This is a genomic window from Parabacteroides sp. AM08-6 (assembly GCF_003473295.1).
GTDB lineage: Bacteria > Bacteroidota > Bacteroidia > Bacteroidales > Tannerellaceae > Parabacteroides.
In genome coordinates this window covers 76,367-89,543 of sequence record NZ_QRMP01000005.1, presented here as the reverse complement: position 1 = coordinate 89,543, position 13,177 = coordinate 76,367, and the positions used below count along the sequence as shown (strand labels likewise).

The window sequence follows — 13,177 nt, the reverse complement described above, 5'->3', positions numbered from 1 at the left end:
GTCAACTGTTTGTTGCCCGGGAGCTACGCTCCCAGCTTCATCTTTCTCTTTACCGGCCATTCCAGTTTCAAGATCATATTTTTATACATATTCAACCGTAGTACAAGCACATACCTATAGGCCTCACCACTTTGGACGATATCCTTTGCTCCAGAAAGGAGGTGTTCCAGCCGCACCTTCCGGTACGGCTACCTTGTTACGACTTAGCCCCAGTCACCAGTTTTACCCTAGGCCGATCCTTGCGGTTACGGACTTCAGGTACCCCCGGCTCCCATGGCTTGACGGGCGGTGTGTACAAGGCCCGGGAACGTATTCACCGCGCCATGGCTGATGCGCGATTACTAGCGAATCCAGCTTCACGGAGTCGAGTTGCAGACTCCGATCCGAACTGAGATGGGGTTTGGAGATTGGCATCCTGTCGCCAGGTAGCTGCCCTTTGTCCCCACCATTGTAACACGTGTGTCGCCCCGGATGTAAGGGCCGTGCTGATTTGACGTCATCCCCACCTTCCTCACAGCTTACGCTGGCAGTCTCACCAGAGTCCTCAGCACGACCTGTTAGTAACTAGTGATAAGGGTTGCGCTCGTTATGGCACTTAAGCCGACACCTCACGGCACGAGCTGACGACAACCATGCAGCACCTCGCAAATGGCTATTGCTAGAAAGGGTGTTTCCACCCCGGTCCAAATGCGTTCAATCCCGGGTAAGGTTCCTCGCGTATCATCGAATTAAACCACATGTTCCTCCGCTTGTGCGGGCCCCCGTCAATTCCTTTGAGTTTCACCGTTGCCGGCGTACTCCCCAGGTGGATTACTTAACGCTTTCGCTGTAGAGCTTACCGTGTATCGCAAACTCCTAGTAATCATCGTTTACTGCGTGGACTACCAGGGTATCTAATCCTGTTTGATACCCACGCTTTCGTGCTTCAGTGTCAGTTATGGTTTAGTAAGCTGCCTTCGCAATCGGAGTTCTGCGTGATATCTATGCATTTCACCGCTACACCACGCATTCCGCCTACCTCAAACACACTCTAGTTAACCAGTTTCAACGGCAATTTTATGGTTGAGCCACAAACTTTCACCGCTGACTTAATTTACCACCTACGCACCCTTTAAACCCAATAAATCCGGATAACGCTCGCATCCTCCGTATTACCGCGGCTGCTGGCACGGAGTTAGCCGATGCTTATTCATAGGGTACATACAAAACGGGACACGTCCCGCACTTTATTCCCCTATAAAAGAAGTTTACAATCCATAGAACCTTCATCCTTCACGCGACTTGGCTGGTTCAGGCTCGCGCCCATTGACCAATATTCCTCACTGCTGCCTCCCGTAGGAGTTTGGTCCGTGTCTCAGTACCAATGTGGGGGACCTTCCTCTCAGAACCCCTATCCATCGTCGGTTTGGTGGGCCGTTACCCCGCCAACTGCCTAATGGAACGCATGCCCATCTACCAGCAAATTGCTTCTTTAACAAATATTCCCATGCGGGACCCCTGTTTTATGGAGTATTAATCCGACTTTCGCCGGGCTATCCTCCTCTGGTAGGTAGGTTGCATACGCGTTACTCACCCGTGCGCCGGTCGCCGGCGGAGTATTGCTACTCCCCGCTGCCCCTCGACTTGCATGTGTTAAGCCTGTCGCTAGCGTTCATCCTGAGCCAGGATCAAACTCTTCGTTGTTTAAATTGTTTTTTCTTGCTCAGGACATCTTCCTTCTTATCGTAGTTCTACCTTGACGGTATGTTTCGTATTTCTACGTCTCTTGTACTACTTTAGTTGATATGTAATTCTTTCAAAGAACTTGGCGCATTTTTATTTTGCGAACGTGGGTGCAAAGATAAATGTTTTATCCCTTTCCTTCCAAATGTTTTCGGAACTTTTTTTGAAAAGTTTTTACTCCATCATTTGCCACACACTCTCGCTTGAATGCGGGTGCAAAAGTAGTGTTATAAAACATAAGCTCCAAATGTTTTTCAAAGTTTTTTCATACACACTCCCCAAAACTATTTGCTAAGACCTGACGTACTGACGGTTAAGGAATAAAAAAAATATCCGGCATAAAAATTAGAGAGAAACGTGTTTCTCCGGCAATTAAGCTCGTTGAATATACACCCATATAATAATGTATAGAAACCGTTACTTGTCGATTTAATCTTTCTGTCTGCATCATTTACCATCCATCAATTAAATCAAAAAACTTTCACCAGCATATTTCTCAAAAAGCAAACTATAATTATCAGATTTATAAATTATCCACTTTATGTTCTACTCTACCTTTGCCCACATATTTAAAATTACAATGAAAACGAATAGAATTATACTAAATGAAACCTCCTATTTTGGAGTAGGTACACGGAACATAATTCCGGAAGAAGTAAAAAAAAGAAATTTTCACAAGGCCTTCATTGTTACAGACAATGATCTTGTTAAATTTGGGGTTGTCAAACAAGTAACAGACGTGCTAGATGCAGCCTCAATACCTTACTCTGTTTTTCCTGAGGTAAAACAAAATCCGACAGTCACTAATGTAAAAGCAGGAGTTACTGCCTATGCCGCTTCCGGCGCCGACTTTATGATTGCTATAGGGGGTGGTTCTCCTACTGACACAGCAAAGGCAATTGGCATCATTACCAACAACCCGGAATTTTCCGATGTTGTATCATTGGAAGGAGTAGCCAATACCCGGAATAAATCCGTTCCAGTTATAGCCTTGCCTACAACAGCCGGTACTGCTGCCGAAGTCACAATCAACTATGTTATTACAGACGAAGAGCATGTAAAAAAAATGGTATGTGTAGATCCGAACGATATCCCAGTCTTGGCTATTATTGATGCAGAACTTATGAGTTCCATGCCCAAATCGCTCACGGCAGCAACAGGAATGGATGCTCTGACACATGCGATAGAAGGATATATAACGAAAGGAGCTTGGGAAATGTCCGATATGTTCGAACTAAAAGCCATTGAAATGATAGCCCGCCATCTTCCTAATGCGGTGGAAAACGGAAAAAATTTGGAAGCTCGCAATGGAATGGCTACAGCTCAATATATAGCCGGTATGGGCTTCAGTAATGTAGGACTTGGGGCAGTACACGGAATGGCCCATCCCTTAGGGGCTTTTTATAATATTCCACACGGAGTAGCCAACGCATTATTATTGCCTTATGTGATGGAATATAATATGCCTGCAGCATTAGAAAAGTATCGTCATATAGCCGAAGCGATGGGCTGCGACACAGCAAACATGAATACCGAAGAGGCAGCACAGGCTGCAGTCAATGCAGTAAAAGCACTTTCCTTAAAAATAGGAATCCCTCAAAAGCTGAATGAAATCGGAGTAAAAGAAGAAGATCTCCTCCAATTGGCTGAATCAGCTTTTGCAGATGTATGTACACCGGGAAATCCCAGAGATGTAACGATTGACGATTTATTTGCCCTTTATAAAAAAGCATACAAGTAAGAGACTAAAAAAGAATAAATAATTGCCGGATGTAAATTTAGCTTGAACAATCGCTTGCACCAGTTGTTTCTACAATAGAATTAAGCGTTATACAAAACTAAATTTTACAGTTATGGCAAAAGAAAGTGTCAAGATTTTAAAGGGAAAATTAGATGTAGACAACCTGTTAACACAGCTGAATGCAGCATTATCGGAAGAATGGTTAGCTTATTATCAGTATTGGATTGGAGCATTAGTTGCAGAAGGAGCTATGCGTGCAAACGTTCAGGCAGAATTCGAAGAACATGCCGGAGAGGAACTTGGACATGCCAAACTACTTGCCGACCGAATTATCGAGTTGGAAGGAACTCCGGTATTAGACCCGAAAAAATGGTCTGAACTGGCCAGATGTAAGTACGACATACCAACAGATTTCGATGTTGTCAGTTTGTTAAATCAAAATGTTTCTTCCGAACGTTGTGCAATCATCAGGTATCAGGAAATCGCTCAATATACCGATGGCAAAGATTTCACAACTTGCGATATCGCAAAACATATTCTAGCGATGGAAGAAGAACACGAACAGGATTTACAAGATTACCTGAGAGATATTGAAAAAATGAGACAGTCCCTATTAGGCAAATAACTCAAACACGAAAAAAGAAGGGAGATGCGGCAACGTATCTCCCTTCTTTTTCAATCATATTTAATGACACTCACCGGACAACTTTCGGCTGCTTCTTTTATTTCATCTTCATAATCGTTGAAATCAACCCCTTCATTAACGTGAGAACGATCCGTTACCTGAAAAACTTCCGGACAAATTCCTTCACAAGTACCACAAGCAATGCAATCCTCTTCAATCCAAACACTTTTTATAGCCATAGTTTTATTTTATTAAGATGATTAATATATGGAAACAACAGCGTCGCAGACCTAATTGTTTTATCCTCAGACAAATTAACAAAGATATTCTCTTTAAAATTAATTTAACGATTCTCTATCTTTCATTTAAAATTTAATTACTATGTTTACAGCATACTAAATATCTCTAAATAAATAAAGAACACCATGGATAATGCAATCTTTAGGTTTCCTAAACCCATCAACGAACCGGTAAAAGCTTATGCCCCAGGTTCAAGTGAAAAATCTGCCTTAAAAAAGATGTTAGCCCAACTTTCTTCAGAAGAATGGGATATTCCGCTAATCATCGGAGGCAAAGAAATCCGAACCGGCAATACAGGAAAAGTTGTAATGCCTCATGACCACCACCATGTACTGGCTACTTATCACAAAGCCGGCGAAAAGGAAGTACAAATGGCAATCGATGCTGCAATGAAAGCACATAAAGAATGGTCCGAGTTGCCTTGGGTTGAACGCGCATCCGTAATGTTACGTATAGCAGAATTGTTTGCTACAAAATATCGCTATCTGCTAAACGCTTCCGTGATGTTGGGACAAAGTAAAAATCCATTTCAAGCTGAAATCGATGCCCCTTGCGAATTAATAGACTTCCTACGCTTCAGCACATTCTATGCCAGCCAGGTCTATGCAGACCAGCCCTATTCGGAAACAGGAATCCTGAACCGTATGGAGTATCGGGCACTTGAAGGGTTCGTATTCTCCCTGACTCCGTTTAATTTCACCTCAATTGCCTCCAATCTGAACATGGCTCCGGCTATGATGGGGAATGTCGCCGTATGGAAACCTTCGACAACAGCTATCCATTCCAATTATCTGCTGATGAAAGTATTTCAAGAGGCAGGATTGCCGGATGGAGTTGTAAACTTTATTCCCGGACAAGGCAGTGTTATCGGTAAAGTCATCACAGCCAGCCGCGACTTGGGCGGTTTCCATTTCACTGGTTCTACAGCTACATTCAACACTTTATGGCGTCAGATGGGTGAAAATCTGGGTAACTACAAATCTTATCCGAAAATTGTCGGTGAGACAGGAGGAAAGAACTTCATTTTCGCTCACCCATCGGCTCCGGCTGCCGACATCGCGACTGCTATCGTACGTGGTGCATTCGAATACCAAGGACAAAAATGCTCTGCAGGTTCACGTGCTTATATCCCGGCTTCTCTGTGGAAAGAGGTAAAAGAGATGGTCGGTGATATGCTGAAAGAAATCAAAATGGGTGATGTCCAAGATTTTACCAATTTCATCAATGCAGTTATCGATGAAGCTTCGTTCGATAATATCATGAATTATATCAATTATGCGAAACAATCGCCGGATGCTGAAATTATATTTGGCGGTAACGGGGATAAATCAGTGGGATATTTTGTAGAACCGACTGTTATCCAAACAACAAATCCGATGTTCAAAAGTATGGTAGAGGAAATCTTCGGTCCGGTTATTACAATTTATGTCTATGACGACAACAAATACGAAGAGACACTGGAACTTTGCGACCGTACTTCTCCCTATGCGCTGACAGGCTCTATTTTTGCACGCGACCGTTACGCTATAGAAGCTGCATTCAATAAATTACGTTACGCGGCCGGCAACTTCTATATCAACGACAAACCGACAGGTGCAGTTATCGCGCAACAGCCATTCGGAGGTTCACGTGCATCCGGTACAAACGACAAGGCCGGTGGTCCGTTAAATCTGATACGCTGGACAAATCCACGTTGTATCAAGGAAGCACTCGTTCCGCCCACAAACTACGGATATCCATTTCTTGGAGAAAAATAACAACAAAATGCTTTGTACTAATAAATGATGATTTATAGATATATGCACAAATAAATATCATTCATTAGTACAAAGCATAAATCAAACGACTTTCAAATCAATACTATGTTAGACTTCAATAATACCGAAATCGCTTTTTCAGCCAAATCGCAGTCTGAGTTGAAAAACGCTTATTTACTGTTCAACACGATTAAATATCCGTGGTTGGTAAAATGTGCCAGCATAGGAAGCAATATCGCGCTAAAAATACATTTCCCGTTAGCATGGGCTGTTAAGCCGACTTTATACAAACAATTCGTAGGCGGAGAGACGCTGCAAGACTGCAACAAAATAATAAACCATTTAATGCGTTATAACGTACGTTCCACTCTGGACTTTTCTGCCGAAGGCGAACAAACCCCGAAAGGCATACAGGTGACTTTCGAAGAAACAATACGTTCCATTGATTTTGCGAAAGGAAATGATAATCTGGCATACGCCGTATTTAAACCTTCCACCATCACCACCGACGAATTATTAGCCAAAGTATCCGAAAAACGAGAAGAACTGACAATTGAAGAAATAAAAGCTTTCCGGGAATTTAAGGAACGTTTCATGGCTTTCTGCCAACGGGCTTACGAAAACGATGTTCGTCTAATTGTGGACGCTGAAGATTATTGTTTCCAGGACGCTTTGGATGAACTGACCGATGAAGCAACGCGCAAATTCAACAAAAAACGCGCCATTATCTTTGCAACCTTACAGATGTATCGCCATGACCGTATGCCCTACCTACGTCGTATCTTGGATGATGCCAAAGAAAAAGGATATATTGCCGGTGTTAAATTCGTACGTGGTGCTTATATGGAAGCGGAACGGCTGCGTGCAGCCGCGCTCGGATACCCCGACCCCATCTGCAAAGATAAAAAGGCTACCGACGAAAATTATAATGAAGCCGTACGTTTTGCCATGGAGCATCTCGAATCTTTCGAAATTTTCATGGGAACACATAACGAAGAGAGCAATTACATGCTGGCCAAATTGATGGACGAAAAAGGACTCAAGAGAAACGACCAACGCATCTTTTTCGCCCAATTGCTGGGAATGAGCGATAATATTTCTTTCAATCTTGCCCATGAAGGTTACAATGTAACCAAATATGTTCCCTATGCACCTGTCAGAGATGTTTTACCCTATCTGATACGTCGCGCGGAGGAGAACACTTCCGTTGCCGGACAGACCGGGCGGGAACTTCGTATGATAAAAGCTGAAATGAGGCGACGGAAAAAACTTTAACCACCAATAGTTTGTTTCATTCAATAAAAAAATGAAGTTCAAACTATTAAAAAGAAGTTTATGAAAAGATTTTCTACCGCTTTATTCTTGCTCTTATTAGCAACATCGTTAGGTGCAGCACCTATCAGCGTACAACAGGCACAAAATGCAGCGACCCGTTTTCTAAACAGCAATTTCAGTCGAACTAAAGCTCCGGCCAGTCAATTGAATTTAGTGTGGTCGGATGCCGGAATGGAAACCAAATCAGGGACAGTCATAAAAGAGGCAACCTTCTACGTATTCAACGTGTCCGAAGGAAACGGTTTTATTGTTGTTTCCGGTGATGATGACGTATATCCTATTCTCGGATACAGTACCCGGCAATCATTCCAGACGACCTCCATCCCATCCAATGTAAAAGCCTGGTTTGAAGGATATCAACAGCAAATCAATTGGATAAGAGAGGCAAAACCAGCCGTTTCCCCAGCCACAAAAGATGCTTGGACAGCCTTGGAAAGAGGAGATTTATTGTTAAAATCCCAGTCGAACTTATTGAATACGGCACTATGGAACCAAACGGCTCCTTACAATAATCTCTGTCCGACCGTCAGTGGGGAAAAAACACCAACCGGATGTGTAGCAACGGCATTAGCTATAGTAATGCGTTACCACGAATGGCCGGATGTAGGAGAAGGTAGCCATTCTTATACTACGCAAACCTATCAATTACCTTTATCGGCAACTTTCAATACCAATTATGATTGGATAAACATGCCCCTGAGTTATGTTTCCGGACAATATACCGACCAGGAAGCATCAAATGTAGCGACCCTGATGTACGATTGCGGTGTCATGTCGGATATGGATTATGCCCCCGATAATAGCGGTGCTCTGACAATAACCGCAGCACAAGGTTTGGTTAATTACATGAAATATGATAAATCGCTCCAAGTTCTACTACGAGAACTCTATACGGAAGACGAATGGGATGAGATTATGAAAAACGAAATAGACAACAATCGTCCGGTCGTGTATGGCGGAGAGAATGACCAAAAAGAAGGCCACCAATTCGTACTCGACGGTTACAATGCAGATAATTACTATCATATCAACTGGGGATGGGGCGGACTGGCTAACGGATACTTCCTGCTAGATGTTCTTAATCCTGAACAACAAGGTACGGGAGGTAACAGTGGCGGAGGTTTCTCTATCGGACAAAATGCCATAATCGGACTAAAGAAAGCGGAAAGTAGTTCTTTGTACCAAGATATTCTGGGTTACCAGGCCGGCGAGGATGGCGGAGTGCAATACAATGGTATATCTACAGATGATCCGATTGTTGCCAATTCCAATTTTACTGTATCTTTCGGTATCATATTCAATTTCAGCATCCGCGAATTTAATGGAGACATAGCAGTGGCTTTAGTCGACAACAATGACAATATCAAAGAAATCATTTCCGACATAGAATCGACTTCCATCCCGATTTATTACGGAATAGCCGGCTCCATTCCCTGCTTGATCTCCGGCCCCCTATCACCGGATGACAAATTATGCGCTGTTTTCCGCAGTTCAGATGCTACCGACTGGCAAAAAATCAGAAATGGAAGCGATACAGCTGGAGAAATCGAGGTTAGTGACCCGACAACAAACGAAACAATAGAACAAGAGAAAGCTGTTTCTGTGATTTATACAGCAACCGGAAATGTAGAAATATCTTCACCTGTCGAAATCCTGGCAATCTCTATTTATGATATGGACGGCCGTCTACTGAAAAAACAGCAGGCTAATAACGATTTCACGATTTCCCTGCCAATCGGGACATCCGGCAAAGGCGTATATATCATTGAAGTATCTACGGCAAAAGGGACAAGCACTCATAAAGTCATAAAAAACAAATAAGTTTTTTCAAACAATTCCAAAAATGCCCAAAGTACCGGATGACACTTTGGGCATTTTTGCCGGAAAACATAAGTACCAGTCAAGGCATAAGTTTAAGACCTTATTTTTTTCGTTGAAGCATCGCACGCTGACTTTTAAAATAAGGGACAGAAAAATCGACAACTTTCGACCGTTCAGCCGTATAGTCCATCAAAGAAATGATAACATCCGCCTTGCCAGTCTGCACGGCTGTTATTAACGTAGAAAACGGCATATCCTGAAATTGCAGAGGCCGGTTCAGGCATCCGGCAATCCGATAAGCCAATTCCGCATCAAAACCACAGATTTTGCCATCGGCATCTTTAAAGCAGAATGGTTCTCGACTGGCAGAAACAGCCACGCGCAAAGGAGTACCCTCTTGAGGAATCACCACAGGGACAGGCAAATATTCACCGGACGCGTTTAACCAGCGGTTCGCCATCTCATCCAAAACACCTTCCGATGTCAATGACAAAATAATAGCATCAATCGAATCTCTCAGTGAAATGTTTCCTTTACCGATAGCAATGGCAACCGGGTCTTCTCCCATTTCGACAGGAACAATCCTTAAAGAAGAATCCTGCCTGGCGACAACAGTAGCTACAGCCTTATTCGTCACGGCAGCTACAACGCGCCCTTGGCGCAAAGCTGCAATAGCCTCCATTGTTCCATCATAGCTTTTAAGATTAGCTTCGGTATGTTCGGCCATATAAATCTCATGTGTAGTTCCCCGCGGAACTCCGACATTCAACCCTTTCAAATCAGAAAGGCTTTCTATAGGTCCTTTTCCAACTGTTGTGCAGCCTATCAAGAAGAATCCCAATAGTGTTTTCCCTAACAAACCGATTTTCAGTTTATCCATGATACTACCACAAATTTAGACAGTGGCAAATATACACAATTAATAGTTTATATTTTCAATTACATTAATAAAGGCTGAAATCTGTCGGTTTAATCACGAAGCCTATGCGTAACATGCTCTTAAACCGATTGTATTCCAACAGGTTTTCGCCATAGCCATTATAGTATTGGAGAAAGAAATACTGATTCTCGTTGTTATTAAATTTATAACTGAGTTCGACTTGCGTATTAAAACTGAGCCAAGTTTTCCTTTTTGTCAAAATCACACCACAATTAAAACGGCGATTGTTTGTGCGATAATTGGCCGCCACTTGGAATATTCCATTATATTTCAACAAATCTTTGTTGTACTTCCCGTCGACAATCGGAATCCAAGTCTTAAATTGTGCTTCCCAATTGTTGGTCAGGACGACAGTTGCTGCGAGAGTTACTTTGTTCCAACTGCGGGAAGCCGTACTGTCTTTTCCATTCGATTCGTGCTCCAGCATTAGATAACCTTTCCCTATATATTTATTATGGCGGATAATCAAATGTCCCAAACCGATACCAGGATTGAAATTCAAATCTTTCATAGGCAACGACTTTTGAAAGACATTCCAGAAAGCCTTCTGCGTATATTGAATAAACAGATATGTATCAAATGGAAGTTTACTCTTCGTCAGACGTTGAGCAATACTCAACTGAAACTTAACGTCCGAATTGGCTGCAGTCGGCTTATGCCCTATCGTTGTTCCTCCGATAAAATAATTGTCCTTAAACAGTGTGAAATAGGACATCTTATCCAAAACGGCACGTACACTATCGGCATTATAAGTATTCGTTATAATTTTCTGTTCCAATTTATTTTGGGCCTGAATACCGTTCACAGCCAGCAAAGCCGACAGAAAAACAACCACTTTTTTCATAAACATTCATCTATTATTCAAGTTTCGCACGCGCGACTTTTATCAATCACAAAACGCTCACAAATATAAAGGATAAAAAAGTGGGTAATTAGCCCGTACGAAATGAATATTAGTCAATTCAAGTATCCTTTTTTATTAAAACCAATTATATACGGGTTAGTTCATTTTTCATACCTTTGCCGGCATGGAAAAAATATATCAATATTATCAGGAAAACATAGAAGCTTATAGCCGTCAAGTCGAAAGTTTGAAACGAAAAATACATTTGCTCGGCAGTATCCGGTTGTTTATTGCAGCAGGCATGATTGCTTTGATATGGCTGCTCAAAGCACAAGACTGGACTATTCTGAGTGGAGCAATCTTCGGTTGTATCGTTCCTTTTATTGCCCTAATGGTCTGGCATACCAAACTATCCGCCCGGAAAAGTTATGCGGAGGTTTTGGTCGAACTCTGCCGCAACGAACTGAAAGGGCTGGATTATGACTTTGAGGCTTTCGACGGAGCATCTGAAAAAAGTTCTGCCGACCACTCTTTCAGCTTGGATTTAGACATCTTCGGCGAACAGTCTCTTTTCCAGTCGGTCAATCGAACCGTTACTTACCTCGGAAAAGAAATGCTGTCCGACTGGTTTATCCACCCTTTGACCGATAAAAAAGAGATATTGGAACGGCAGGAAGCTATTCGAGAACTCAGCTCATTTTCATATTTAAGGCAACATTTTTACGTAACCGGTATGCTGCAACCGGGAGGGCGAAATGATTTACGCTTACTTACTTCACTGGCTGAAACCAAACCTTATTTTATCAAACGCATTCTATGGAAATTGCTTATCTGGCTAATACCCGGTATCTGGGTGCTCATTTTCACAGGTTATCTTCTAAACCTGATTCCGGGCGTTTTTGCCGGTCTATTCTTTGCTTTCTCCTTTGTACTTTCCTATATACGCTCCAAACAGATTGTCGACCTACATAATTCCGTCAACAAAATGGAAAAGATTTTATATACGTATGCCGACCAGATGAAAAGCATAGAGGGAGAAAACTTCCACTCCCGCCAGCTTGCCGACATCAGCAACCAGTTAGTGGAAAACGGTAAAACAGCTTCACAAATCATCAAACAGCTTTCCATGTATATCGGAGCCTTAGACCAGCGTTTCAGCGCTATCGGAGTGGTCCTGAATATTTTTACGTTACGAGACACACGCATGGCTATGAAAATAGAAAAATGGAATGAAACATACGCCCATGATACAATCCATTGGTTTAATGCCTTAGCTAAATTCGATGCCTTTTGTTCACTGGGTGGCTTTGCCTTCAATCATCCGGATTATATTTACCCTGAAATAGCAGACACTTATTTTAAAATGGAAGGGAAAGCGCTCGGACATCCACTACTCCGGCGGGATATATGTGTAAAAAATAACATTGCAATTGAGAAAAGTCCCTGGTTCCTGATTATCACCGGGGCTAATATGGCCGGGAAAAGTACCTACCTGCGCACAATCGGCGTCAACTATCTGTTAGCCTGTATCGGTGCTCCGGTCTGTGCCGATTCGCTCACTGTATATCCGGCAAAAATGGTGACAAGCCTGCGAACTGCAGACTCACTGATGAGCAATGAATCTTATTTCTTTGCGGAATTGAAACGCCTTAAAATGATTATCAACCGTTTGCAGCAAGGGGAAAAGTTATTTATCATCTTAGATGAAATCCTGAAAGGAACCAATTCCATCGATAAACAAAAAGGTTCGCTTGCATTAATGAAACAATTAGTAGCCTACCAAGCCTGCGGCATCATTGCCACACACGATTTGGCATTGGGCGAATTGGAGCAGGAGTTTCCGAATCAAATCAAGAACTACCGCTTTGAGGCAGACATCACGAATAACGAACTCACTTTCTCCTATCAATTACGTGAAGGTGTTGCGCAAAATATGAATGCCTGTTTCCTGATGAAAAAAATGGGCATAACAATTTAATCCGGCAATCACTAGAAAGAGAAACATAAGTCTCTATCCTTTAAATAATTGTACCCATCCTTTTCAGAAATTGTTGCCGACATTTTTACTGGCCGATAATTATCAGCCAGCTGG

General features: G+C 42.5%; 9 protein-coding genes and 1 rRNA gene. 6 read left to right on the top strand and 4 right to left on the bottom strand.

The genetic code is table 11. The features are described from left to right. Positions 1 to 154 precede the first annotated feature (154 nt). Positions 155 to 1,683: ribosomal RNA gene (locus DW103_RS05875) — 16S ribosomal RNA — on the bottom strand. A 619-nt stretch (positions 1,684 to 2,302) separates the two neighbouring features. On the opposite strand from DW103_RS05875, the gene fucO reads away from it, so the two are divergent. Then, the gene (gene fucO / locus DW103_RS05870) at positions 2,303 to 3,463 is read left to right on the top strand and encodes a lactaldehyde reductase (protein WP_122274734.1); all 1,161 of its coding nucleotides are present in this window, start codon (positions 2,303 to 2,305) and stop codon (positions 3,461 to 3,463) included. A gap of 112 nt (positions 3,464 to 3,575) precedes the next feature. Next, complete coding sequence (locus DW103_RS05865; RefSeq protein ID WP_122274733.1) at positions 3,576 to 4,088, top strand: ferritin-like domain-containing protein; 513 nt, start codon at positions 3,576 to 3,578, stop codon at positions 4,086 to 4,088. A 50-nt stretch (positions 4,089 to 4,138) separates the two neighbouring features. Here the strand turns inward: DW103_RS05865 and DW103_RS05860 are convergent, their stop codons facing one another. Beyond that, complete coding sequence (locus DW103_RS05860) at positions 4,139 to 4,327, bottom strand: ferredoxin (protein ID WP_122274732.1); 189 nt, start codon at positions 4,325 to 4,327, stop codon at positions 4,139 to 4,141. A 186-nt stretch (positions 4,328 to 4,513) separates the two neighbouring features. Here DW103_RS05860 and pruA point away from each other — a divergent pair, with 186 nt between their 5' ends. The 3 genes from pruA (at position 4,514) to DW103_RS05845 (ending at position 9,301) form a co-directional block, all read left to right on the top strand. Further along, positions 4,514 to 6,145 carry an L-glutamate gamma-semialdehyde dehydrogenase gene (pruA, locus tag DW103_RS05855; protein WP_122274731.1) on the top strand — a complete coding sequence of 544 codons (1,632 nt, stop codon included), beginning with the start codon at positions 4,514 to 4,516 and terminating at the stop codon, positions 6,143 to 6,145. A gap of 105 nt (positions 6,146 to 6,250) precedes the next feature. Continuing rightward, on the top strand, positions 6,251 to 7,420 hold the full coding sequence (locus DW103_RS05850; protein WP_122274730.1) for a proline dehydrogenase family protein: 1,170 nt from the start codon (positions 6,251 to 6,253) through the stop codon (positions 7,418 to 7,420). Positions 7,421 to 7,480: 60 nt separating this feature from the next. Continuing rightward, on the top strand, positions 7,481 to 9,301 hold the full coding sequence (locus tag DW103_RS05845) for a thiol protease/hemagglutinin PrtT (RefSeq protein ID WP_122274729.1): 1,821 nt from the start codon (positions 7,481 to 7,483) through the stop codon (positions 9,299 to 9,301). 100 nt (positions 9,302 to 9,401) lie between these two features. On the opposite strand, the gene DW103_RS05840 is transcribed toward DW103_RS05845, so the two are convergent. Both DW103_RS05840 and DW103_RS05835 read right to left on the bottom strand, forming a co-directional pair. Next, positions 9,402 to 10,181 carry a transporter substrate-binding domain-containing protein gene (locus DW103_RS05840; protein WP_122274728.1) on the bottom strand — a complete coding sequence of 260 codons (780 nt, stop codon included), beginning with the start codon at positions 10,179 to 10,181 and terminating at the stop codon, positions 9,402 to 9,404. Between the two features lie 64 nt (positions 10,182 to 10,245). Next, complete coding sequence (locus DW103_RS05835) at positions 10,246 to 11,085, bottom strand: phospholipase A (protein ID WP_370453464.1); 840 nt, start codon at positions 11,083 to 11,085, stop codon at positions 10,246 to 10,248. Between the two features lie 184 nt (positions 11,086 to 11,269). Between DW103_RS05835 and DW103_RS05830 the strand changes: the two genes are divergently transcribed. Continuing rightward, positions 11,270 to 13,063 (top strand): MutS family DNA mismatch repair protein, encoded by a 1,794-nt coding sequence (locus DW103_RS05830; protein ID WP_122274726.1) that lies wholly within the window; start codon positions 11,270 to 11,272, stop codon positions 13,061 to 13,063. The last annotated feature ends 114 nt before the right edge of the window (positions 13,064 to 13,177 follow it).